This is a genomic window from Streptomyces sp. NPDC033180 (genome assembly GCF_055577645.1).
On the sequence record NZ_JBVIPU010000002.1, the window covers coordinates 95,561 to 116,444 of the forward strand.

22 protein-coding genes and 3 pseudogenes are annotated in these 20,884 nt (G+C 67.4%); 11 read left to right on the top strand and 14 right to left on the bottom strand.

From position 1 onward, the window contains the following. Positions 1–555 precede the first annotated feature (555 nt). The gene (locus ACZ5WE_RS07015; RefSeq protein WP_467685000.1) at positions 556–852 is read right to left on the bottom strand and encodes a hypothetical protein; all 297 of its coding nucleotides are present in this window, start codon (positions 850–852) and stop codon (positions 556–558) included. A 246-nt stretch (positions 853–1,098) separates the two neighbouring features. Between ACZ5WE_RS07015 and ACZ5WE_RS07020 the strand changes: the two genes are divergently transcribed. After that, positions 1,099–1,683 (top strand): DinB family protein, encoded by a 585-nt coding sequence (locus ACZ5WE_RS07020; protein ID WP_467684998.1) that lies wholly within the window; start codon positions 1,099–1,101, stop codon positions 1,681–1,683. 626 nt (positions 1,684–2,309) lie between these two features. On the opposite strand, the gene ACZ5WE_RS07025 is transcribed toward ACZ5WE_RS07020, so the two are convergent. Next, the gene (locus ACZ5WE_RS07025) at positions 2,310–3,248 is read right to left on the bottom strand and encodes an alpha/beta fold hydrolase (RefSeq protein ID WP_467684996.1); all 939 of its coding nucleotides are present in this window, start codon (positions 3,246–3,248) and stop codon (positions 2,310–2,312) included. A 241-nt stretch (positions 3,249–3,489) separates the two neighbouring features. Between ACZ5WE_RS07025 and ACZ5WE_RS07030 the strand changes: the two genes are divergently transcribed. Then, positions 3,490–4,083, top strand: coding sequence for a TetR/AcrR family transcriptional regulator (locus ACZ5WE_RS07030; protein WP_467684994.1), 594 nt, complete (start codon positions 3,490–3,492; stop codon positions 4,081–4,083). 553 nt (positions 4,084–4,636) lie between these two features. Here the strand turns inward: ACZ5WE_RS07030 and ACZ5WE_RS07035 are convergent. The 4 genes from ACZ5WE_RS07035 to ACZ5WE_RS07050 all read right to left on the bottom strand — a co-directional run bounded on the left by ACZ5WE_RS07035 (position 4,637) and on the right by ACZ5WE_RS07050 (position 8,915). Continuing rightward, complete coding sequence (locus tag ACZ5WE_RS07035) at positions 4,637–5,203, bottom strand: hypothetical protein (RefSeq protein WP_467684992.1); 567 nt, start codon at positions 5,201–5,203, stop codon at positions 4,637–4,639. A 216-nt stretch (positions 5,204–5,419) separates the two neighbouring features. After that, positions 5,420–5,977, bottom strand: coding sequence for a telomere-protecting terminal protein Tpg (gene tpg / locus ACZ5WE_RS07040; RefSeq protein ID WP_467684990.1), 558 nt, complete (start codon positions 5,975–5,977; stop codon positions 5,420–5,422). 6 nt (positions 5,978–5,983) lie between these two features. Next, a complete protein-coding gene (gene tap, locus ACZ5WE_RS07045; protein ID WP_467684989.1) occupies positions 5,984–8,215 on the bottom strand; it encodes a telomere-associated protein Tap in 2,232 nt (743 codons plus the stop codon). A 406-nt stretch (positions 8,216–8,621) separates the two neighbouring features. Next, positions 8,622–8,915 (bottom strand): hypothetical protein, encoded by a 294-nt coding sequence (locus tag ACZ5WE_RS07050; RefSeq protein ID WP_467684987.1) that lies wholly within the window; start codon positions 8,913–8,915, stop codon positions 8,622–8,624. On the opposite strand from ACZ5WE_RS07050, the gene ACZ5WE_RS07055 reads away from it, so the two are divergent. Both ACZ5WE_RS07055 and ACZ5WE_RS07060 read left to right on the top strand, forming a co-directional pair. Beyond that, positions 8,908–9,075, top strand: coding sequence for a hypothetical protein (locus tag ACZ5WE_RS07055; RefSeq protein ID WP_467684986.1), 168 nt, complete (start codon positions 8,908–8,910; stop codon positions 9,073–9,075). The two genes, ACZ5WE_RS07050 and ACZ5WE_RS07055, sit on opposite strands and share 8 nt — an antisense overlap. Then, on the top strand, positions 9,076–9,405 hold the full coding sequence (locus tag ACZ5WE_RS07060; RefSeq protein WP_467684984.1) for a hypothetical protein: 330 nt from the start codon (positions 9,076–9,078) through the stop codon (positions 9,403–9,405). It begins immediately after the preceding gene. Positions 9,406–9,429: 24 nt separating this feature from the next. Here ACZ5WE_RS07060 and ACZ5WE_RS07065 read toward each other — a convergent pair whose 3' ends face one another. From ACZ5WE_RS07065 to ACZ5WE_RS07080, 4 genes are all read right to left on the bottom strand, one after another. Further along, the gene (locus ACZ5WE_RS07065) at positions 9,430–10,497 is read right to left on the bottom strand and encodes an LLM class flavin-dependent oxidoreductase (RefSeq protein ID WP_467684982.1); all 1,068 of its coding nucleotides are present in this window, start codon (positions 10,495–10,497) and stop codon (positions 9,430–9,432) included. Between the two features lie 54 nt (positions 10,498–10,551). Next, positions 10,552–11,157, bottom strand: a complete 606-nt coding sequence (locus ACZ5WE_RS07070; protein ID WP_467684980.1) for a hypothetical protein — start codon at positions 11,155–11,157, stop codon at positions 10,552–10,554. Between the two features lie 230 nt (positions 11,158–11,387). Continuing rightward, positions 11,388–11,768, bottom strand: coding sequence for a VOC family protein (locus tag ACZ5WE_RS07075; protein ID WP_467684979.1), 381 nt, complete (start codon positions 11,766–11,768; stop codon positions 11,388–11,390). Between the two features lie 201 nt (positions 11,769–11,969). Next, entirely contained in the window at positions 11,970–12,509 is a 540-nt protein-coding gene (locus ACZ5WE_RS07080) for a GNAT family N-acetyltransferase (protein WP_467684977.1), read from the bottom strand. Between the two features lie 217 nt (positions 12,510–12,726). On the opposite strand from ACZ5WE_RS07080, the gene ACZ5WE_RS07085 reads away from it, so the two are divergent. Then, positions 12,727–13,767 (top strand): NAD(P)/FAD-dependent oxidoreductase, encoded by a 1,041-nt coding sequence (locus ACZ5WE_RS07085; protein WP_469157286.1) that lies wholly within the window; start codon positions 12,727–12,729, stop codon positions 13,765–13,767. A gap of 177 nt (positions 13,768–13,944) precedes the next feature. On the opposite strand, the gene ACZ5WE_RS07090 is transcribed toward ACZ5WE_RS07085, so the two are convergent. Further along, positions 13,945–14,748, bottom strand: a complete 804-nt coding sequence (locus ACZ5WE_RS07090) for an SDR family oxidoreductase (RefSeq protein ID WP_467684973.1) — start codon at positions 14,746–14,748, stop codon at positions 13,945–13,947. A gap of 684 nt (positions 14,749–15,432) precedes the next feature. On the opposite strand from ACZ5WE_RS07090, the gene ACZ5WE_RS07095 reads away from it, so the two are divergent. Next, positions 15,433–15,561 carry a hypothetical protein gene (locus tag ACZ5WE_RS07095; protein ID WP_467684972.1) on the top strand — a complete coding sequence of 43 codons (129 nt, stop codon included), beginning with the start codon at positions 15,433–15,435 and terminating at the stop codon, positions 15,559–15,561. A 464-nt stretch (positions 15,562–16,025) separates the two neighbouring features. Here the strand turns inward: ACZ5WE_RS07095 and ACZ5WE_RS07100 are convergent, their stop codons facing one another. Further along, positions 16,026–16,427, bottom strand: a complete 402-nt coding sequence (locus ACZ5WE_RS07100) for a hypothetical protein (protein ID WP_467684970.1) — start codon at positions 16,425–16,427, stop codon at positions 16,026–16,028. Between the two features lie 209 nt (positions 16,428–16,636). After that, the gene (locus ACZ5WE_RS07105; protein WP_467684968.1) at positions 16,637–17,749 is read right to left on the bottom strand and encodes an ArsR/SmtB family transcription factor; all 1,113 of its coding nucleotides are present in this window, start codon (positions 17,747–17,749) and stop codon (positions 16,637–16,639) included. A gap of 34 nt (positions 17,750–17,783) precedes the next feature. On the opposite strand from ACZ5WE_RS07105, the gene ACZ5WE_RS07110 reads away from it, so the two are divergent. Both ACZ5WE_RS07110 and ACZ5WE_RS07115 read left to right on the top strand, forming a co-directional pair. After that, positions 17,784–17,885 carry a hypothetical protein gene (locus tag ACZ5WE_RS07110; RefSeq protein ID WP_469157287.1) on the top strand — a complete coding sequence of 34 codons (102 nt, stop codon included), beginning with the start codon at positions 17,784–17,786 and terminating at the stop codon, positions 17,883–17,885. 157 nt (positions 17,886–18,042) lie between these two features. Further along, a pseudogene (locus ACZ5WE_RS07115) lies at positions 18,043–18,218 on the top strand (proteasome subunit beta); the annotation flags it as partial. Positions 18,219–18,244: 26 nt separating this feature from the next. Here the strand turns inward: ACZ5WE_RS07115 and ACZ5WE_RS07120 are convergent. After that, a pseudogene (locus ACZ5WE_RS07120) lies at positions 18,245–18,679 on the bottom strand (TetR/AcrR family transcriptional regulator C-terminal domain-containing protein); the annotation flags it as partial. Positions 18,680–19,038: 359 nt separating this feature from the next. Here ACZ5WE_RS07120 and ACZ5WE_RS07125 point away from each other — a divergent pair. The 3 genes and pseudogenes from ACZ5WE_RS07125 to ACZ5WE_RS07135 all read left to right on the top strand — a co-directional run bounded on the left by ACZ5WE_RS07125 (position 19,039) and on the right by ACZ5WE_RS07135 (position 20,748). Beyond that, positions 19,039–20,076: a ketoacyl-ACP synthase III family protein gene (locus ACZ5WE_RS07125; protein ID WP_467684965.1), complete on the top strand. Its 1,038-nt coding sequence runs from the start codon at positions 19,039–19,041 to the stop codon at positions 20,074–20,076. Between the two features lie 120 nt (positions 20,077–20,196). Continuing rightward, positions 20,197–20,381, top strand: a pseudogene (locus ACZ5WE_RS07130) (IS5/IS1182 family transposase); the annotation flags it as partial. A gap of 73 nt (positions 20,382–20,454) precedes the next feature. Then, positions 20,455–20,748: a hypothetical protein gene (locus tag ACZ5WE_RS07135; protein WP_467684963.1), complete on the top strand. Its 294-nt coding sequence runs from the start codon at positions 20,455–20,457 to the stop codon at positions 20,746–20,748. The last annotated feature ends 136 nt before the right edge of the window (positions 20,749–20,884 follow it).

Consider the following 20,884-nt stretch of genomic DNA (forward strand, 5'->3'; position numbering starts at 1 on the left):
TTGTCATTGATGCGGACAGTGCGCGGACAGTGCGCGGACAGTGAGTCAGGATCGCGCTTGGAGCTGCGCGCTATCCGCGACCTGAGGGACGCTAGAGGTGCCTGCCAACAGATCCCCAACACGGTCAGGGCATCCGATGCAGGGACGTGGCGACGCCTCCTGATCAGTTCGCTGTAGCCGCCGTGGTGACACAGGGAGCGTGGAAGGCAAGGCACCGTGGCCGTTCATCAGGCAAGTTCAAAGCCATCAACGGCTGCCTCACGAAACGGAGAGCCGTGCAGTGCCGGGCGGTTACATGAGCGACGAAGTTCCCCAGCCAGGACGGTGGATCGCCGATCCGATCGCAGAGATGTTGCCCGCGGACGAAGAGACGGCCAGGATGCTCTTCCCAGCGGGTCGGGCACAGCCCCCATCCGATCCGGCGTGCCGCCGTCGGCGGGCCGCCACGCTGAACCGCAGGCTGAGCATCGGCCTCCGTCGGCCTCTCCACGATCCCCTGCCCCCGGCCGGTGTTGCCTGGTCGTCGGCTGTTGCGCACCCTTCGCTGGGGCATGCTCAGCGTGAACGGCGCTCCCACAACAATGCCAACCATTCGTTGGCTCCTGGCGCGGGCGCAGCTTGCAACAGGGCAACCGGAGCGGTTTCGATGAGATGGAGCAGTGCCCAAGCCAGACCGAAACAGTCGTCCTCCCCGAACACAGACAACAGGAGCTGAGCCTCGTCGCCTGACACGGGCGCGCTGATTCCTCCCAGCAGACGCTGCCGCTGTTCTACGTCGCCCTCCAACGCTTCACTCTCTGACGGCAAGGGCCCCATCTCCAGGAAGTCCCGCACCTCTTCCCGTACCGCCATGCCTACCTCTCAACCTTCCATTCGTGGCAGGAACTCTAGGGCAGTTCAGGGCATGTGAGCGGGCGTCAGGTCGTCGCCCACGCGTCCACGCGTCCACGCTTAGAGGTTGTCTCACGCGGCAAGTTTCGCGAGCTTCTCGTAGCAGGTCAGGGCGGCGGCCCCTGGCCAGGCCTCGGCTCTGCCAGTCGTTGCGGACCACGTACGGGATCTTGAGACCACGAGCAGCTCATGGCAGGCTCATGCCGCATGATCGATGAATTCGCGAAAGACAACCTGCACGGGAGACTGCGGCGGGACCGCAAGGCGTTGCTCTGGAAACTCGACGGCTTGTCCGAATACGACGCCCGCCGCCCTTTGACAGCGACCGGCACCAACCTCCTCGGCCTGGTCAAACACGTGGCCATCGTCGAGGCCAGGTACTTCGGTGAGGTCTTCGCTCGCCCTTCCCCGGAACCGCTGCCCCGGTGGCAGGACTCCGACGGCAGCGATTTCTGGGCGGCCGAGGACGAGACCCGCGATCAGATCGTCGGGTTCTACCGGCGCACGTGGGAACACTCGGACGCGACGATCAACGAGCTTCCCCTCGACGCACCCGGCCACGTGCCGTGGTGGCCGGAGCCTTATCCCAACACCAACCTGTTCGCCATCATGGTCCATGTCCTCGGCGAGTCCATCCGGCATGCGGGGCACGCCGATATCCTGCGCGAGGGCCTCGACGGCCGGACCGGGGTGCGTGCCGAAAACGAGAAGCAGATCGACGAGGAAGCCCGTGCAGCCTACTGCGCGAAGATCGAGCAGGCCGCCAGGTCGGCTGCGCCGATCAGGGCTTAGAGGTTGTCTGACGTGACTTGATGTTCGTGCTGCATGATGTCGGTCGTGAGTGCTGATCTAGCGAAGCGTCTGGTTCCTGATGAACTCTGGGAGCTGACCGCATCGTTGCTGACGTCGGGAGCTGGCAGCATCGTTGCTGACGTCGGGAGCTGGCAGCATCGTTGCTGACGTCGTTCGCTGCTCGTCCGCAAAGTGGTGGCCCAGGGCATCCCGCTCGCCGTCGCCGTGTCCGGCGCGAACACGCACGACAGCCTCGCCCTCAAACCGCTCATCCGCGGCCTACTCGCCGCCCGGTGGGCTCTTTGGCTACCGCCGCCTCACCGTCCGAGACGAACGAGAACGAGAGGGACTTGGCCCGATCAGACTGCCGGCTGCGCCGCCGACAGCGCCAAGCAGAAGGCCGAGCAGGAGGTCCGTCGGGCTCGTGGGCTGGAGATGGATTCGGTTCTTGATCTTCTTGGACTCGGGCTCACTTCCACTCCAGGCGCCACCGAGTTGCACTCAGCCCGCGCACACAGCTCAGGCGCATGGCAGCACTTTCGATACACGCTCCAGTCCGGCATTCGGACTTCGTGGTCTGAGTTTCGCGCGGCCTTGGGCGGCGCGTCGGGCAGGTTCGACGGGTGTCAGTCAACCTCGCCGATGAAGTCTGTGATCGCGGCAACGATTGCTTCGGGCTGCTCGTCGGGGATGAAGTGTCCAGCGTCGGGCACGACGATTCGTGTGGTGTTGTCGGCCCATGGGCTGATGGAGGCGGCCATGTCCGGAACGGAGCCGTGGCTGCTGGAGATTCCGAGGATCGGCACAGTCAGGTGCCGCCCCTTGAGCGTCTCGCGGTTCTTGCGCGCTGACTCCGCGGCGTCTCGGTAGTACGCGAGGGAGGCGCGCAGGCCGCCGTCGACGGCGACGGCCGCCGCGTAGTGGTCGATCTCGGCGTCGTCGAACGTGCCGGGAGACAGGGCCTTCACCTTCAGGAACCAGCCGACGTACTCGCGTTCGCGGCCGGCAAGCAGCGTCTCGGGCAGGTCGGGCACGAGGTGGAACGCGAAATGCCAGGTTTTCCACGCTCGATCCGGGTCGGTGGGAATCGCCTCCGGGAGAGTGATACCGGGGATTCCGGCGTCGAGCAGAGCGACCCCGCGCAGGTGGCTCTCGAAGTTGAGGGCGAGGGAGAAAGCGACCCAGGCGCCGATGTCATGGGCGACCAGGGAGTAAGTCGACACCCCGAGAGCCTTCACGGCGGCGTGGACGTGCGCGGCGACCGCGTGCGTGTCATAGCCGCGCTCCGGACGCTCGGAGTGGCCCTGCCCCGGCAGGTCGATCGCGATGACGTGAAACCGGTGAGCGAGGTCGGGCATCACCTTTCGCCAGGCCCACCAGGTTTGCGGGAATCCGGCGAGCAGGACGACGGCCGGACCGCTCGACTGTCCGCCTTCGACGGCATGAAGGCGGACGCCGTCCGCGTCGACCCAGCGGTGAGTGAATCCGGCCAGATGCTGCAGGGGCAGGTCGCGGATGGGGTTGCTTTCGGAGACATGCGGAGTGCTGGCTGCTGGGCTGGTCACGGGAAGCCTCCATCGGTGTCAGGTGTGCAGTCGGTTGGTTGGGACGATGTCGCTGAGGGCGGTGGCTGGGACCACGTGGTGTGTTACTCGCGCGGTCGCGAAGTGCGCGGTATGCCTGGCAGCCATGACCACGCTTGAAGGCTACACATCTTGAACTGGACAGTTCAAGATAGAATGGTGCGCAGCACAGTCCGAACCTCCGAGCCTCCGAACCATCGACGCATCTGCAAGGAAGTGCCGCGTGGCAGGCAAGAAGCAGTTCGACATGGACGCGGTGCTCGACGCCGCGATGATCCAGTTCTGGCGCGACGGCTACGCCGACACCTCTTTGGACGATCTGTCTCGGGCCACCGGCCTGAACCGCAGTTCCATCTACTCCTCCCTCGGCGACAAGGACACGCTCTTCCTGCGCTGCCTGAATCTCTACGCCGCGCGCTATGGCGAGAAGTACGACACCGCCCTATCGGGTGCAGCCTCGGAACCCGTTGCCGCTGTTCGTGCGTTCTTCGACGTCACCCTCGAGCGCATCGCCGATCCCGAACTACCTGATGGATGCCTGATTGCCCAGTCAGCCATGGCAATCCCCGTGCTCAGTCCGAGCGTCGCAGCGCACGCCGAGCAGGCGCTCGGCTTGCAGCGCCTGCGCCTGCGAACCGCGCTGAAGGCCGGCGGACTGACCGACCAGGACGCCGAAGCCTTCGCTGTACACGCGGCGGCTGTGAACCAGTCGCTCGCCGTCATGAGCAGAGCCGGGGCGAGCCCGGCGCAACTCCTGGCCATCGTGGGCGTGACCGTGAACGCGCTGTCGCAGGCGTTGCGCGCCCAACGAATCTGATACGGCCATCGGACTGGCAGCCTGGTACGCACAGTCATTTCATGAGTTCGAGGCGGGGCGGTAGTGGTGTCAACGGGCTCGGGCCTGGTGGCTTCATCGCCGATCGGACCGAGCCAGGTGGAACGCGAGGTCCGGGGCCCGTTGGATTCGCCGTGTGATCACGGTGCGAAGGTGGCGACGGCGGCGTGATCTGGAAGTCGCGGCCGGTGGCGTAGACGTAGCCGACAGCGAAGGCGTAGCCGATTCCGCGGTGCTCGAACACCGCGCGCAGCTCGCTGCTTCGCCCGTAGACCTCGTCGCCGGTGGCCCAGGCGGGTTCCAGCCCGGCGCCCAGGCGCGTAGGGCCTGGTCTGGGGCCATCTGGCCGTCGGTCGCGAACACGTGGTCGCCCTGGAGCGCCCTCGAGCGTCGAGGCGCAGCTGCCCGAGTTTCTCGGTCTTGATCGGCGGGCGGCCAGGCGAGGTTCCGAGCTCGTTCATGCCGTTCAGCTGACCAGCAGGCTCGGCAGCGATCGCAGAAGCAGCCACCGGCGCCCGGGATGCCCCAGGCATGCTCAATCGAACGAGTCAACATCGTCGACTTCCCACATATAGAAGTGGCTGTCGTCGTTGTGCTTCCACTCAGGCCAGAGATTGCGTGTGTCCTCAACCCTGGCGCTTCGTAAGGGCAGTTCCTCGCCTCGGAGGAAGGCGCCGAGGCAGGCGATGGCGTCGGCGCACAGTTCGATGATGGCGACCCGCTGTTCGCTTCCTGTCCGCCTGTCGTCGGGCGGGGAGAGAGGCATGTAGAACGTGTCTTCCCTTACACGGGTGCGCAGCTTGGTGTCCGGGATGCTGTGGAGGAGGACTTGCACTTTCGCAATGCGGTCGTGCAGGGAGCGAAGGCGTTGTTGCCACTCATCTCCGTCGGACGTCCTGGCCTTCCGGAAATCGCGATGGATCTCAAGGAGTTCAGCCAGTGCGACCTCCGCGGCCGCGGCCGCGCGAGCCCGCTGCTGTTCGACGCGCGCGGAGCGTTCCTGTGCCCTGTGAGTCCAGCGCCCTGACCAGATGGTCAGGGCGCCGCCGGTGGCTGTTCCGACAATTCCTGCGACCGCACCGATCCACGCCGAGTCACTCATGGAAGCAGTCTTCGCGACTCGGTGGCCGACCGAGCCGTGTTCACGCAAGTCGCGCAGCCGACCCCCAACGCCCGGCTCCCGTACGCGATCCGAGCCGGCCCCCCAACCGCTTGGTCTGTGCACTGTATTGGTGGCGCCTACCGCCCGGCTTCGATCCCGGGCCCCGCACATCCGCAGCCCCCGCCTCACCGCCGCACACGAAACCGGCTGTCTCTTCTACAGGTCGAACTCGAGGTGCTCGATGTCGGTGAAGCGCACCTCTTCGAGCTGGCCGGCGCGGCGGCCGCTGTCCTGGAAGTACACCTCCCTGAGCGCTTCGGCGGCGATCTCCTGGAGTTGTTGGCCGGTGGCGCCCTGCTCCTGGGCGTCGAAGAGGCGGGCCGCGTACTGCGGTGGCAGGGCGACGGTCAGGTGCCGGATGCGGTCCTGGTCCGTCGTCCCGATCGGCGCGGTGTAGCCGAGGCGGGCGCGTGTGTCGATGACGATGCCACCGGTGGTCGCCGCTTTCTGCCGGGCCTTGGCCCGGATCTGTGGCTGCCACCGGGCTTTCACCTCGCGCTCCAGGCGCGCGGCGAGGTCGGGGCGAGGCTTCTTGATCTGGTCCTTCACGTACCGCTCGACGGTGCGCTGGGAGATCCGCAGCATCTGGGCAACCGCCTTGGTGCCCTTGAGCTGCTTGACCAGGTACCGCATCTGCGCGCCCGCACTTTTGGGCGCCGGGCGGGTGAACGCCTTCTGCACCGCGGCGTCCAGGCCGTCCCCGAACACACTCATGCCTGCCTACTCCCCATTGTCGACGTCGGTGACGGTGCCGTCCTTGATGTACCGGGCGAGGTTGAGCTCCGGGGCGTTGAACCGCTCGCGGACCTCTTCACCCCACAGGACGCTCTGGGTGCCCTCATGCTTGACCAGGCCCGGGTTGATGCCGAGCTTGAAGCCGCCCGGCAGCGGCTTGCCGTCCCGGTAGGGCAGGAAGTCCAGCGGGCTGGTGCCTCCGGCCGCGTAGACGACGCAGTCGGACAGGACCGCGACCGGGTACTGCCCAGTGAACGCGGCATGCTTCACGATCTTGCGGTGCAGGTTGATCCGGGTCCGGGAGATGACCGCCGCGCGGATGTCCGGCCGCCACGTCGGGCGGGACAGTGCCCGCCACGGCTCGCCGGGCCGCCAGCCTTCCCCGCGCGGGCGCTCACGCAGCTTGCCCAGGCCGCCCTTCACCGTCGCCTTGACCGCCGAGACGACGATCGCCAGCTGCGGGTCGCGCTCTTTGTAGCCGTCCATCGCCGCCAGGAAGTCGGCGGGCGCCATGTCCGCGTCCACGCCCAGGTCGGCCATCGTGGCCAGGAAGGCGTCACGCAACCGGTTGTACCAGCCGTCCAGGTAGCGGCCGTTCTCGTAGCGCACGTACGCCTCGATCGGCACGACGTCGTAGCCGAGCTCCACCGCGTACGCCACGGTCGGCGTCGCGTACCAGGCCGGGCCCTCGGGGTGCTCCCCCTTCGGCGTGAACGGGCTGGGCAGCAGACTCGCGTCCAGATCCGCCCACTTGTCCCTGCCGACCTTCACCCTCGACAGGTCCACATGGCCGAGGTCCACCAGCCACGAGCCGGGCAGCTTCGCATCGAACACCGGCGCCTTCACGTGCGTCGGCGCACCTAGGCCGACGACCAGGCCGTTCGCGCCGGCGGCGAAGGCCATGTTCACGTCGATGCCCACCAGGTGCCGCAGGGTGCACTCGGCATCCGTCATCGGCCGCGCCCAGTCGTGCGCCTCCTCGAACAGCTTCTCCGCAGGACCGCGCACGTGGAAACGCGGCAGATCCTTGAGCAACGGGTGCCCGTCCGGGGCCTCGCACGGCGCGCAGTCCACCGGATCCTTGCCCAGGCTGCCAGGGTTGCGCTCGGAGTGCCGCTTGCCGCCGGCGTCCGGCTCGGAGGCACGAGTCGGCGGGTGCAGCGCGGTCATCAGCTCCAGGCCGGTCACGGCGGTCGAACCGCGCGGCGTCATCACCCGGGTGGCGTACACACCCAGGAGCCGGGCGAGGTCCGCGGGCGCCAACTGCCCGGCGGCGCCCCAGTGGCGGGTGTCGAGCGCGTTCCACGACGGGATGCACAGCTGCACGCAGGCCCGCTCCGAACCGGTGGCCGGACGGTAGATCCGCGCCCACGGCCCGAACCCGCGCTTGGTCAACTTCCAGTCCGCGCGGACCAGCTGCTTGATGACCTTGTGGCCCTCCGGGATACGCCCGGCCAGCCTCTCCTCCTCCGTCAGCGCGACGGGCAAGCCGTAGCGCTCCAGTGCGGCCTCGGTGAACACGAGCAGCGGATCGGCATCCTTGCCAGGCCCGGCCAACTTCGGCTGACCGAGCTTCGCCTCGCGCAGCGTCCAATCGACCAGGGCCGGGATCGACTTGGCGGGCACGTCCAGGACCAGGCCGCCGGTGCAGTACGCCAGCACCTGCCCGTCCTCGACGTCGACAACCGCAAGCGGGCCGTTCTCGAACCGCGCATCGGTGCTTTGGGCCGGGGCCGGGGTGCGGGCGGGGACAGCCTCCCGCGCGGACGGGCGGCGCGATGTCGGCCTGGTCGTGGCCGCCGGATGCGGTACAGCGGCGGGACGCAGGGCGGCGCTCTCGGAAGCAGGCTCCAGGATCGGGCCCGCGGGTTCGGTGCGGGCTTTGGGCGGTTCCGCTGCCGTTGACGCAGGAGCGGCTGGGACGGCAGGCGCCTTGGGAGCCGCCGTGTCCGTCGCGGGCGCCGCGGCGTTGGGGTCGGCGGGGTAGAGCTGGGCGAGTTGCTTGAGCAGGCGGGCGTAGGCGTCACGCTCGGGCAGCCGCGGCTCGGTCTTGCCGGTCTCCCAGCCACTGACCGTCGCCCGCCGCACCTGCAGTGCGGCGGCCACCTCGTCCAGCGTCAGGCCATGTGCGTGGCGCAACCGCCTGCGCTCCGCCGGGGGCGGCAGCGGGGAGCGGGACGCGATGAGCGCGTCGACCGCGTCGAACAGCTCGGACATACAGAACCTCCTGCCCCGACCCTAGCGTGAAGCGCACATGTCGCGTACCAAGCGCGTACGGAAGGCGTTCGCTTCATGATCTCGCGTAAATGGGCAGCGACCAGGGCAAACAACAGCTCCTACGCCGTCGAAGGTTGGAGCATGTGGTCCCGTGCACGCGACGGGCCCACGCTTGTCCCGTGCACGCGACGGGCCCACGATCAGCCTTTGGACGGCCCCTCGGCCAGTCTTCAGCGGCCGTCGCACGGGTCGTCATCCACAGGCACCGTGTCGGCCGCCAGACACGAGGAATACACCCGCGGCGGTGCGGGCCGCGGCTCCGGTTCCGACCCGGCGCACACAACAGTGATCAGCCCGGCACCGACCAGGGTCAGCCCAGCCATCACGGTGAGCCAGACACCGCGACTCACCGATTGCCACGCAAGTGGTCACGGATCACGTCGTCGCAGTCGTCCCCAGCGCCGTTCTGAATACGCGAGAACGCCACCACCCCGTCTCCCTTGCCTTCCTGCTCTGCCTTGTCCAGTTGCATCTCGATGCCTGCGATGTACTCGGCACACTCGGTGCTGACGGGCTCAGCGGGAGGCGGGCCCGGCGCCGACGAGGCGTTCAGTTCGGCGGCGGCGGCCAGGCCAGCCGCGCACAACCCCACCCACGCGGCAACCCACGTACGGCGGCTCCCCCGTATCAGTTTGGACATCCACGCATCCTACGAGCTCCACAGCCAGCTGTCGCCGAACCACGGCCCGCTCATCAACCAGACCAACGACGCCTACAGCAGTGCGGCCTGCGGCTTGCACGTGGCGCTGAAGCCGTTCGGTAGGTTCTTCGTGGTCACCTTCACCAGCAGCACGCTCTAGATGGTGTACGACGCTGGCCTGCTCCTGAGCGAGGTGACGACTGCGGCCGACGGCAGACCGGCCGACAGTCCGTCCCAGAGTCATCTGGACGACGCGGTCGCCCAGATCCGGCGTCTCCTCGTCGAGGTCATCGCCTTCGGTATGGAGGCGGAAACGCTCTCCGCGGCCCTCTGGGTGGCTGAGTCCGTTCCCGGGCCGCCTGCTCAGCCCATGCTCGCGCCCGCCAGGGCGAGACCGAAGCGCGGACACGGTGTGCTCGAAACAGGTCCTCCGAGTGGACCGCCACGGTCTTGTCGTCCGGACATCGCCTGGCCGGTGGCGACCAGGTGAGTGCGTGCGGCCGGCGGGTTCCGCTCAGGTGAGGAGCCTCGCGAGCTGGGCCATCTCGGTCGACGGGTCGATCACCGGCTGGATGAGGAGTTCGTCGACACCCGCCTGTTCCAGGGTGGTGATGCGGGCGACGAGGTCGTCGCTTGTGCCGACCAAGGCCAGGGTGTTCATCAGCGAGGGCAGAACCAGGTCCCGGTCCTGCGCTGCGATACGTCCGAGGTAGTTGGGGTAGAGCTTGGTGTGTCGGTCAGGTGCGGTGGCGGTAGTGCCGCGTCGATCCAGGAGCCGACGCACTGCCTCGCCTACCTCGGGGCCGAGTTGCTCGGCGACGGCAGGTGTCTCGGAGGCCGTGTCGGCGGCGAAGGCCAACAGCGACAGGACGAGGTGGCCCGTCGCGTCCCGGGCCGCGTCGCCATGCGGGTCCTCGTCCTCGTCGAGCATGTGCAGCGCGGTCACCAGGTAGGAGTCCGCGTGAGAGGCAGCATCGCCGGGCGTGCCCGGGGCGGCGTGGTAGCGGGCGTCGTGCAGGGCGTGCCAGGCGGTGGAGTCCAACAGGCCGAAGGAGATGAGGCCGGTGCTGCGGCGGCCGGCGACGGCGGCTGCCTTCGGTCCGAGCAGCGCCGCCACGACGAACTCGATCGGGTCGGTGGTGTTCACGTGCGCGCCTGCGTGCAGGAACCGAATGTCACGGACCCGGTCGCCTTCGCGGTGCTCGGTCGAACGTCCGGCGCAAAGGTCCTGCAACGCGGCGGTGAAGTGCTCCAGCGTGGCCGCCGTGGTCGGCCGCATGCCCAGGGTGCGCCGGGCGGTGTTTCCGGTACCGACCGCGCAGATGATCCGTCCCGGTGCCAGGGCGTTGAGGCTCGCGAGAGCACTCGCGGCTGCTGGGGCCGAGCGCAGCGCCGGTGAGGTCACGCCGATCCCGAGCCGGATGCGACGGGTGGCCTTCGCGCACAGGGCCAAGGCGATGAAGGGGTCGCCGTGGACCATCGGGCTGTCGTTGACCCAGAAGCTGTGCAGGCCCAACTCCTCGGCTCGCACCGCGAGATCCTCCACCCCGGGTTGCGCGGCGACCACGACGCCTGCGCGCATCGAAACCCCCCTAGATATGAGGTCGACAAGATAAGAGGACCGTATCGAACTTGCTCAGCATGACAGGTTCCGATGGTCACCACGGGCCAGTCCGAGGGTGCGCATCGACATGCCGCCGGCGATGGTCCTGACTGGGTGCCGATGGGGAAGGCGGGTCAGGCGTACGTGTTCAGGGGCGGACACGAACCCTCGGGCATCGTCGTTGCCTACAAGCGGCGCCGACACCAGGCCCGGCTGACAGTGCGGATTGACGTGCCCACCGTCGCGAAGAGCACCGGTCAGAGCCGCGGGCCCCTCGTGGACTCCAATGCCTTGCGGGCAGCGAGATAGCCCGCGATTTTTGAACGCCAGTTCGTGAGAGCCGAACGTATCGGCGCGGGCACCCCGCAGCACCACCCGAGTGGCGATCAGGACTCCATGCTCGGGCAAGCTCAGTTGCTCCTCGATACCCTCGGCGGCAGCCGCGAAGAAGCGCGGCAGGTCTTCGGCAGGTTCGTACTCCAAGGTCATCTCTTGGGCTACCTCGAAGGCGAAGCCCTCGACCGCGGGCTCGAAATCCACCTCTATCTCCGCGAAGTGCGGTGCGCAGTTCTGCTTCTGGTGCAGCATGCGCACGCCACGGATTGGATGCGGCGGAAACTGGGGCAGCGCTGACGTCATGCCGGAACGCTACTCCGTGGCCTGTGGCCTGTGGCTTGTGGCTTGTGGCTTTTTGCCTTGTCTCCGCCGTCGACCTCAGTGACAGGAAACTCCGCGCCGAGACCATCGGCACCTGCACCTGCACCTGCACCTGCAGCTGACGGCAGGCAACAGCAGCCTTAACAAAGTGAGTTCAGAACGCACGGCGAGCACAGAGCTGGCTGGCTGGCTAGCAGGCCGAGTACACGCCGTCAGCGTCTGACCAGGCAGAAGGGATGCCCAGCCGGATCAGTGAAGACCCGTGCCCTGGCCTCATCATGGGGCTGGTGGTCAGGCTTGCCCGCACCCAGCTCCAGCAGTTGGGCCTCGGCCTCGTCCAGGTCGTCCTCGACCTCGATGTTGAAGCAGATGTGAAGCTGCTGGGGAACGGTTTGGTCGGGCCAGCTCGGAGCTCTGTAGTCGTCGACCCGCTGAAAGCCGATGAAGAGTCCGTCCTCACGGTTGAGACCGGCGAAGTCGGCGTTCGACTTCGGGTGAGGTCCGAGGCCAGTGGCCTGCTGATAGAACGCCGCCAGAACCAACGGATCAGGGCAGTCGAGTGTTATCGCACCCAACTTCATCTGCAGGGGCATGGCATCTCCGGGCCGATCGGTGGACCTTCTCGATGCACACCCTAGGGGTGCTTTCCGCTTGCCGACCTGCAGGCCGCGGGAACCGCAAAAGCATGGATCTCAGCCCGACCCAGGGCACGGGGAGCCCACGCCCACCGTAGGCGCCCGGGCGCCGGATCCGGGAGGCTATGTCCGAAGTGGACCAGAGCTCTGCAAACGAGATCAGATCTTCGTGCAGGCGAACACGATCACCGTGTGCTGACCCTCTGCGCTTTCCTCAACTCGGCTGTTGATCCTCAGGAACTGACACTTCTCGGCGACCCTGACCGAGGCCGTGTTCTCCGCGGCGGCCTCAAGCAGGATCTGGGTCAACTCGAGCTCCCTCAAGGCCCAACCCACGACCAGTTGAACGGCCCGTGGGGCGATGCCCAGGCCACGATGGGCAGGGAACACGCTGTAAGCGACGGTTGCCACGTCATCGGCCCGGAACTGCAGGTTGATGATCCCGATGGGCTCTTCCGTGACGGCGTCGGCGATCACCAGGGGCGCCGCTTGTCCGGTTCGCCAGGCTTCTTCAACACGGCCCATGCTCGTGCTGCGAGCGGCCTCATCCATGGGTGTGTCGTTCAGCCAGCGACGCGTACCGGGGTCATGGCTCGCCGCCGCGATCGCACGCAGATCTGACTCACGCCGGAACCTCACAGCGACCACCCCATCCGAGAGTGGGACCGCTAACGGTTCGATCGGCTCCAAGCGCCCCATGCGATGCTCCTATCCATCTCGCAAGACGCAAATGAAGCCTGCGCAACACCTACGGGTCAAGGGTTTGTTCATCGATACTGAAGCGCCAGATTTTCGGTCGTACGGGATTCGAGCCCATCGACAAACGCTGTCGCTCAAAGTGAACGAAGCCAAGAGGCTGTTTCTCTACGCCTCCAGCGACGGCCTGAACGGTTGTTGCCCCATCGGAAGGGACCCCATGTCATCCGTTGTAGTTGTCGGTGCGGGAATCGTCGGCTCCTCAGTGGCCTACCATCTCGCCCGTCGGGGCGTCCCGGTCACCCTCCTCGAGCAAGGACCTGCCCCGGCCACCGGGGTCACCGCTGACTCCTTCGCCTGGATCGGAGGCCCCGGGGGCCATTGGCCCGGTGGTGCGCAAGACCTTCGTGAGTACGTCCAGGCGGACTACCGACGCCTGGAGAACGAACTGCCCCATGTCACCGTCCGACGAACCGGCTCGCTGTCCTGGGCCGGCACACCGGCTGAGAACTCACGGCCAAAGCCAGGTCAGTTCCGCATCGGACGCAGCGACATCGCAGCCCTGGAGCCCAACCTCCGACACCCGCCCGACCAGGCCATCCACACCCCGAGCGATGCAGGCGTCGACCCAACGGCCTTGGTCCACGCACTCGTGGCAGACGCCGGTGCCCACGGAGCAACTGTGCTCCACGACACCGCGGTTACCTCCTTGCAGGTGACCGACGGAAGCGTCGCGGGAGTTCTGACTTCGACCGGGCTGCACGCCGCCGCCACCGTCGTGCTCACGGCCGGAACCAACATCCCCAAGCTCTGCGAGCGGTTACCGGCCGACCTGGACATCGCCGCCTCCCCGGCTACCCTCGCGCGAGTCACAGCGGCGCCGGGCTTGGTCAAGACCATCGTGGCCCGCCCTGATTTCGAGGTGCGAGAGGTACGAGACGGCACCCTCTTGCTGGTCGTGCCGCGAGCTGAAGGCACATCGCCAGAGCTTGAACAGGCCGCTCAAGACGCCTTCCAGCACGTGAAGACGGCCTTCCAGGGAAGCGATCAATGCCGTCTGCTGGGCCATCGCACTGGCAGGCGCCCAATGCCCGCGCACGGACCCGTCATTGGATATGCAACACGTGATCGATCCGTCTACGTGGCCGTCATGCACTCCGCCATCAGCCTGGCCCCCACCGTCGGACGACTCGTCGCAGACGAACTCGTGACCGGCAGGCCGGCTCCCGAGCTGCGGCGGTGCCGACCACGTATCCACTGACGCCCCGTCTCGACAACACCGATCAATCTGATCAGCCGTGGCCAACCTTCAACCCCCAGTACACACAGCATCACCACCAAGGTGCCCAGCCTCCGCCACATTGCTCCCCTATTGGGGTAACCGCTTGGCGTGACCGCGCGCGGAGCGCTTGAGAATCGGGCTTCGGACTGTGGGTGCCTACGCGAGGCCACCGTTGCTCATCAGCAGCTGACCGTTGATCCACTCGCCCTCCCTGGAGCACAGGAAGTCCACCAGGTGCGCGGTGTCCTGCGGAGTGCCCAGCCGGCCAAGTGGGGTGCTGCGCACGCAGTGTTCCCGGACTTCTTCGGGCATCCAGCCGGTGTCGATCGGCCCGGGGTTGATCGCGTTGGCCGTCACACCGAGGTGGGCGAGTTCGTGAGCGGCGGCCAGGGTGATGCGGTCCAGGGCCCCCTTGCTCGCCCCGTAGGGCAAGTTGCCAACGGTGTGATCGCTGGTGAGGCTGACGATCCGGCCGGTTCCCCTTTCCGCGGCGAAGCGGCGGCCGAACTCGCGAATGAGCAGCCAAGTGGCGCGCGCGTTGACAGCGAAGTGCCGGTCGAAACTCTCGACGGTGGTGTCGAGCAGCCCGGAGTCGACAGACTCGCAGTGACTCATCACCAGCGCGGTGACATGGCCCATCTGCCGTTCGACCTTGTCGAAGACGCGTGCCGGGGTGTCCGGGTCGGTGAGATCCGCCTCGATGGCGGTGGTGGAGGCACCGTGTTCGGCCAGAGACCGGCTGATCACTTCGGTCGCGCCGGGCTCGCTGCCCCAGCTCATACGGTCGTCGTAGGGGGTCCAGTAGGTGAAAGCGCTGTCCCACCCCGACGCGGCCAGCCGACGGGCGATCCCCGCGCCGATACCGGCGGTGCGGCCCACCCCGGTAATCAGGGCGAGCGGACGGTCGGCCGTCGTGTCTTGCCCGTGGGCAGGCTGGTCGTGATCGGTGTTCGTCGTCACGGGCCAAAATGGTTCACGAACGACACCCGCGGCGTCAATCGCTTTCCTGCTACGTCACGGCAGATGAGCAGGGGTACGCGGTACACGTTTCTCGCTCTGGGGGGGCAGCCCACGGAGGCGTCGTGTCCTCAGGGGCGACGGAGCACTAGCGGGGTAGAGCTATGGCGAGTTGCTTGAGCAGGAGGGTGTATGCGTCGCGATCCGGCGTCGCGGCTCGGTCTTGCCGGCATCCCATCCGCTGACCGTCGCGTGCCGCACCGCGGTACGGCGACCACTTCGTCCAACGTCAGGCTGTGCGCCTGAAGAAGCCAGCCGCCTGCGTTCCTTCGGGGGCGGCAACAGGGAGCGTGTCTATGGCGATTTCTTCCGGAGGCGTTTCACGACGATCTCTGCCTTTGACCATCAACTTGGTCCTCCGCAATCGCCTGACCTGGGCGGACTTACTTCGGTGTCAAAGGATGGTGGCGGAGGTCCGTGGCAAACGGGAGCGAGGGGCGTGCCCGGCCCCACTACGGAGGCGCATGGCGGCGGCATCGTCGTAGCTGTACCAGGCTCGGGCCAAACCGTCCCTACTGATCTCTTCGGAGTGTTGTCGCGGGTGACATGTGGTGATCCCTGCGGTAGGTCGGGGGTTTGCGGTACGCGCGGGGGCGGACTGACTGGCGCGGAGTCAAGGAACTGTGGATGGCCGGCGAGCCGACTCACGACGATTTCCAGGACCACTTCATCGATGTCGTCGTCCTGGCCGACATAGGCGAAGGCACCGACGGCTGGAAGTTGGACGGAAGCGCGTACTCAATCGATCTCAAGTGATCCCCATGTCGACCCCGCATGGCCAGGAGTGGCCTGATACCGGTCCCCGTATCCGACCGGCGTCCGCGGTGCTGGTGAGCTCAGTGCTCTCGCAACTTGCCTTCCGAGAGGCCGGGGTACACCGGTGCCCTGGCAGGCCGTCACATGGCTTGCCAGGGCACATTGATGGACAGCGGCTTGGCTCCTGCGCCCCCGTCAGTTCTGCGCTGCCGTATGCGGCAACGGCTGGCGCATCGGCTCATGACCGGACCGGTAGCGGTCAGCCACCTGACGGTTTGCTGCGTCCGGCTCGCCCCGAGTGTGCGACTTGGCGAAGCGAAACTCCGTGCCGTGCTGCGGGGGTTCCTGGCCGTCGATGGCAGGAATCGCTGACTCGTGGGGCGGCGAGATGAGCTTCCGGGGCGTCGCGTATTGCTCCGCCCCCGGCTGGTGCGGCAACGTCACTTTCCCACCGGTCAGATGGGTCAGGGCCGGTTGTACGACTCGCACTCGAGTGGGTTCGCGTTTTCATCGTCAAGGCAGACGATGACATACGCGGCCCCACCGGGCTTATTCGCAGAGAGATCGGCCTTGAGGGGATACGTCGTGTTGCACTTGGTGCCGGTGCTCGCTTCGTCGAGCTTGTTGCCGGAGGCATCGTACGCGCCGAACCACGCCCTGCGGCAGCCGACGGCCCGGAGCGTCCCTTTGACCCCGACCCACCGGTTGGACCAGGTCAGGGTGCCACGGGCGTAGCTGGCCCCGTAGGTAACGTCGAATTCGCTGACCGAGGCGGGCGTTTGCGCGACGGCGGGGGCGGGAGCGACCAGCAAAGTGCCCGCGGTCAGCACGACGGAACCGAGGGCGGCGGCGAAATGAGTCTTCATGCGAACTCCAGGATGGGGTCGGTTGAAGTGAGCCGGTTGCGGCTTCACATCCTGGGCTGGCCGACCACCTGGGGCCTACCTCTTAAGCCACGGCTTAAAGGGGGGGGACGGCAGGCGCGGCGCCTCGCGCACCTGGGCGCGCGTGTCCGGTGGCACCCGAGCAGGGCGGCGCCGCGCTCACCGGTCTGACGCCGCGGTGTCCTCGGGCCTCACGGTTGCGTCAGGGCACCGGTGCGCAGCAGGGCCAGCCCGAGGGGGGTGATGAGGTGCAGCACGGACCCGCCTCGGCGGCTGGTGGTGATGAGGTCCGTATTCCGCAGCACTGTCGCGTGCTGACTGGCCGCTGCGGCCGTGACGTTGAGGCGGCGGGCCAGTTCGCTCGTCGTGCAGCCTTCTGCTGTCACACGCAGGGCGGCAGCTCGCGTGCGGCCGAGCAGAGACTCCAGGTTCCGCACTTCGGAGCCGTCCGTCTCCTCCGGCCCGGTACCGGTGAGCGGCCGACGGAGAGCCGGCACGGTCAGTCGGGGTGGCTGGGCGGTATCGAGCGGGTCCCAAAGAAAGCTCACCGGGTGCTTCGAGAAGACCGTGGGCGTGATGATCAGTCCCCTTCCCTGGAGACGCACCTCGACTCGGCGCGGGTAGGGAGCTTCGAGCACCGGCGGACGCCAGCGGACCAGTGGTGCGCAGATCGAACGCAGCAGGAGATCGATGCCTCCCTCCAGCACCAGGTTCGCGCAACGGGTGGACAGCGCGACCAGTTCGGACCGCCCTCGATGCCAGTAGGGCTCCACGGTCAGCCGATGACAGGCGCGCACGGCCTCGGCGAGCTCCCGCCGCGCATCACGGTCGCCCTCCGACACTTGTCTGGCCCACGACAGGTGCCCGGGGTGGAAGTCGAGGCCCTCGAACTCGCGTCGCAGCCGGGACGCCGGGGCGTGCAGCAAGTTGTCCACTGCGTGGTCCAGAGAGGGCACATCGCCCATCAGGGCCAGCAGATCAAGCCCGGGACCGCGCACCGGAACCAGGGACGTCAGAGGGCGCGTGTCGGCTCCCATCCGGCCCCTGACCACTGACCGCCACGAGCGGAAGTAAGGAAGCCCCCGGTTCTCCCTCAGCAGCTCCAGGCTGTAGTAGACCTCCGCTGCAACACCGATTGTTGCGGCCACCCGTGTCCGGGCAAGGTCTTCCGCCGTGAAGTGAATGCGTAACACCGACCGGCCCCCTGCCTCCGAAGTGAAGCGCGTGAGCGCACCCCCAGCATGCCCCAACCCGCCGCGCCCGATCCGGCATTCAGGCGTAGGCCGCGCTTCCTGACCGCGCATGCGCCGGATGCTCACGCTCCTGTGGCCCGCGCCGATGTCCGCTGCCGAACTTGCCCGTGAACTGGGCATCTCCCATGCGCTGGCGAGCCAGCACCCGCGGCGCCTGGCTGCCGACACCAGCCAGCAGGCCCCGTAAGCAGCACCACAGCCGCCACGCGGCATGCTCCGGCGGCCCGAGAAGCTCTGGCGCCTGTGCCGACTGTCCGAACCCCGCGCAACGCAACAGGACCTGATCGCCGGCGACCGCCGGGTGACCTTGGCAATCTCATCGCCCACCGCGAGTACGAAAAGGTGAGCACTACGGGAAGATCGAGGGCACACCGCTGTCCCTCGACGGCAAGGCGAACCGGCTCACCACCATGATCCACGGCACTCGGTAGGGCCATGCAGGGCATAGCCATGGTGCCCCCTGTTCGCCGGTTACGACCTCGACCAGGACAGAGGCCGCATCTGCTCCCACGACATCACCGCTGAACCGGTACTCCTGGTTCTGGCTCAGCGAGCGGAGTGCTCCGATGCTGCACCTCCTGGGTGGGACGAGGCACGGAGGTGGACCGCGATCCCGTCGAGGACGGTCTCCAGACCGAGCTGGAACGTGCCGTCGACGTCGCCGTTGCCGAGCTCGGCGTGCCGAGCCAGCGTGGGGTAGAGCTCTTCCCGGTGGTCGAGGTACTCCTGGGCCTGGCGGCGCAGTTCGCCCTCCGCGGCGGAGTCGCGCTGCCGGGTACGCCACACGTTCTCCGCGCTGGCGTATCCCTGTACGAAGTAGGTCAGGGCACCGACGGCGGTGGTCAGCCGGGGGCCCTCCAGTCCGGTGTGGTGGAGCAGGGCGTAGACCCGTTCGGAGCGTGCGAGGGCGTGCGGGCCGAGCAGCGGGCGGGTGGCCATCAGTGCGGGCAGCCAGGGATGGCGCCGCATGACGCGCCGCCGCCGACGACCGCGATGCCCGAGTCCGCCGCCTGCTCACCGAGCAACTGCTTCCGCAGGACTTGTTGCCGGCGGACCGACCGGCTGGGCGCCGGGCGGTCGCCGTCACGCAGTGAAGCAAGTTGACGTCATTCGTCCCTCGCTGGGAGCCCTTGTGAAATTCCGCACCGATTACCGCGCAATTACCGGAGGGAGGGTTACGTACTCCATTCATCCTCCATCTCGATCCCACCTCATTTTGCCACGATGAATTCGACGGCTGACACGACGTGTTCAGCCTCGCCGGCCCAGCGCGCGAATCCCTCGGCGTTGGCGGACGGGCGGGGCCCAGGGCGTGCGGGAGCTGAGAGGAGACACGGCTGATGAGGTTTGAAGACCTGTACATCACCGGCGTCGGCGTCCACATACCCGGGCGCGTGACGGTCGCAGACGCCGTGGAACGCGGCGACTTCGACGAGAAGCTCGCACGCCACACCGACCTCGCCTCCATCGCTGTCTCGGACGGTACGTCAGCGCCGGACATGGCGGCCGCGGCCGCACGCACGGCGCTGCGGCGCTCCGGGACCGCTCCCCTGGACGTCGACCTGATCCTGCACGCCGATGTCTACTACCAAGGGCACGACCTCTGGGCCCCTGTCTCCTACATTCAGCGCGAAGCCGTGGGCAACCGCTGCCCCGCCATCGAGGTACGCCAGCTCTCCAACGGCGGCATGGCGGCCTTGGAACTGGCCGCCGGGATGCTCAACGGCGGTCTGCGCACCAGCTCGGCCCTGCTCACCACGGGCGACCGGTTCTGCGAGCCCGGCTTCGACCGCTGGCACGGCGACCCGGGCACCGTGTACGGCGACGCGGGCACGGCACTCGTCCTGTCCCGCCAACCCGGCTTCGCGCAGCTGCGCAGCCTGTGCACCGTCTCCGAGCCGGAGCTGGAGGAGATGCATCGAGGCGACGACCCGTTCGGGGCAGGGCCGTTCGAGGTCCGACAGCCCATGGACCTGGAGGCGACCAAGCGGGCCTTCATCAACAGGGTGGGCGTCTCCTACAGCGTGGCGCGCGTGAGGGCAGGCCAGTCGGAGGTACTCAAGCGAGCACTCAACGAGGCTGGATGCGAACTGTCCGACATCGATTGGTTCGTGCTGCCGCACTTCGGACGCCGCCGCCTCACGCAGACGTTCCTGCGGCCGTGGAGCCTTGACCCGTCCGCGACCACCTGGTCCTGGGGAAGGACCGTGGGGCACCTCGGCGCCGGCGACCAGTTCGCGGGCCTTGCCCACCTCGCGGAGTCAGGCAGCGCCAAGCCGGGGCAACGGTGCCTCCTGGCGGGCATCGGAGCCGGGTTCACCTGGTCGTGCGCCGTGGTGGAGATCCGGCGAGTCCCCTCGTGGGACACCCCTTACTAGGCACTGTCCGGTTACTAGGCACTGTCCGGCGGATCATGTGACTGTCAGATTGCTGGCTCGTCGTCCCCGGCATGGGCAGGGTGATCAACGGGATCTTGTTCCGGGCGCGAACGGGTATGACGCGGAAGCAAGGGCGGTCGGCCCATCGGCTTCGACAGCGAGATCTACAAACGCCGCAACGAGGTCGAGCGGACGATCAACCGGCTCAAGAACTCCCGGGCAGTCGCCACCCGCTACGTCAAGAGGGCCCACGTCTTCCACGGCACCGTCACCGTCGCCGTAAACCGGTCTGGCTCCGCTCGTAAGATGCGCCCTGCGTCTGGTTACGCCCAGAACTTCTTAGCCGCCAACAGCGTCGTCCCGTACAGTGCCGATGGCATGACTGCACTTGCATCCTTCACCTTCGTGCGCCACATCGACGGGCTCCGCTATCGCTTTGAACGCGACGGTGAGCACAACGGCCGCCCTGCCTACCGCAGAACGGACGGGAACGTGTGGTGTGTCTGGTCGCCGACCGACGGCTGGCACTGCGAGATCGCTGACGGCCTCGTCACGGCCCATCCACTCAGTAGTCACGCTGACGAACCCGAACCCCCGGCCACCGTCTGGCGCAGCTTCAAGAACGACCGCTCCTACCTTTACGATCTCCGGACCCTCGACCCTGAAGCGTGATCCGCCAGGCAGTGCCTAGACAGCCCGGTGGCGGGCTCCACGGCCGGCCGTAACGCGGTCGATCCCGTTGAGCCGCCAGCCGACGTCCGGCAGTTGTGGAGATCGCCCACGCCGGCCGCGAACAGCTCATTTGCGT

Bases quoted from the DNA above. Each gene is read 5' to 3' on its own strand.
- ACZ5WE_RS07015 (WP_467685000.1), bottom strand. From the start codon at position 852: ATGGCGGTACGGGAAGAGGTGCGGGACTTCCTGGAGATGGGGCCCTTG.
- ACZ5WE_RS07020 (WP_467684998.1), top strand. From the start codon at position 1,099: ATGATCGATGAATTCGCGAAAGACAACCTGCACGGGAGACTGCGGCGG.
- ACZ5WE_RS07035 (WP_467684992.1), bottom strand. From the start codon at position 5,203: ATGAGTGACTCGGCGTGGATCGGTGCGGTCGCAGGAATTGTCGGAACA.
- tpg (WP_467684990.1), bottom strand. From the start codon at position 5,977: ATGAGTGTGTTCGGGGACGGCCTGGACGCCGCGGTGCAGAAGGCGTTC.
- tap (WP_467684989.1), bottom strand. From the start codon at position 8,215: ATGTCCGAGCTGTTCGACGCGGTCGACGCGCTCATCGCGTCCCGCTCC.
- ACZ5WE_RS07050 (WP_467684987.1), bottom strand. From the start codon at position 8,915: ATGTCCAAACTGATACGGGGGAGCCGCCGTACGTGGGTTGCCGCGTGG.
- ACZ5WE_RS07060 (WP_467684984.1), top strand. From the start codon at position 9,076: ATGGTGTACGACGCTGGCCTGCTCCTGAGCGAGGTGACGACTGCGGCC.
- ACZ5WE_RS07065 (WP_467684982.1), bottom strand. From the start codon at position 10,497: ATGCGCGCAGGCGTCGTGGTCGCCGCGCAACCCGGGGTGGAGGATCTC.
- ACZ5WE_RS07070 (WP_467684980.1), bottom strand. From the start codon at position 11,157: ATGACGTCAGCGCTGCCCCAGTTTCCGCCGCATCCAATCCGTGGCGTG.
- ACZ5WE_RS07075 (WP_467684979.1), bottom strand. From the start codon at position 11,768: ATGCCCCTGCAGATGAAGTTGGGTGCGATAACACTCGACTGCCCTGAT.
- ACZ5WE_RS07080 (WP_467684977.1), bottom strand. From the start codon at position 12,509: ATGGGGCGCTTGGAGCCGATCGAACCGTTAGCGGTCCCACTCTCGGAT.
- ACZ5WE_RS07085 (WP_469157286.1), top strand. From the start codon at position 12,727: ATGTCATCCGTTGTAGTTGTCGGTGCGGGAATCGTCGGCTCCTCAGTG.
- ACZ5WE_RS07095 (WP_467684972.1), top strand. From the start codon at position 15,433: ATGGCCGGCGAGCCGACTCACGACGATTTCCAGGACCACTTCATCGAT.
- ACZ5WE_RS07100 (WP_467684970.1), bottom strand. From the start codon at position 16,427: ATGAAGACTCATTTCGCCGCCGCCCTCGGTTCCGTCGTGCTGACCGCG.
- ACZ5WE_RS07105 (WP_467684968.1), bottom strand. From the start codon at position 17,749: ATGCGCGGTCAGGAAGCGCGGCCTACGCCTGAATGCCGGATCGGGCGC.
- ACZ5WE_RS07110 (WP_469157287.1), top strand. From the start codon at position 17,784: ATGTCCGCTGCCGAACTTGCCCGTGAACTGGGCATCTCCCATGCGCTG.
- ACZ5WE_RS07125 (WP_467684965.1), top strand. From the start codon at position 19,039: ATGAGGTTTGAAGACCTGTACATCACCGGCGTCGGCGTCCACATACCC.
- ACZ5WE_RS07135 (WP_467684963.1), top strand. From the start codon at position 20,455: ATGACTGCACTTGCATCCTTCACCTTCGTGCGCCACATCGACGGGCTC.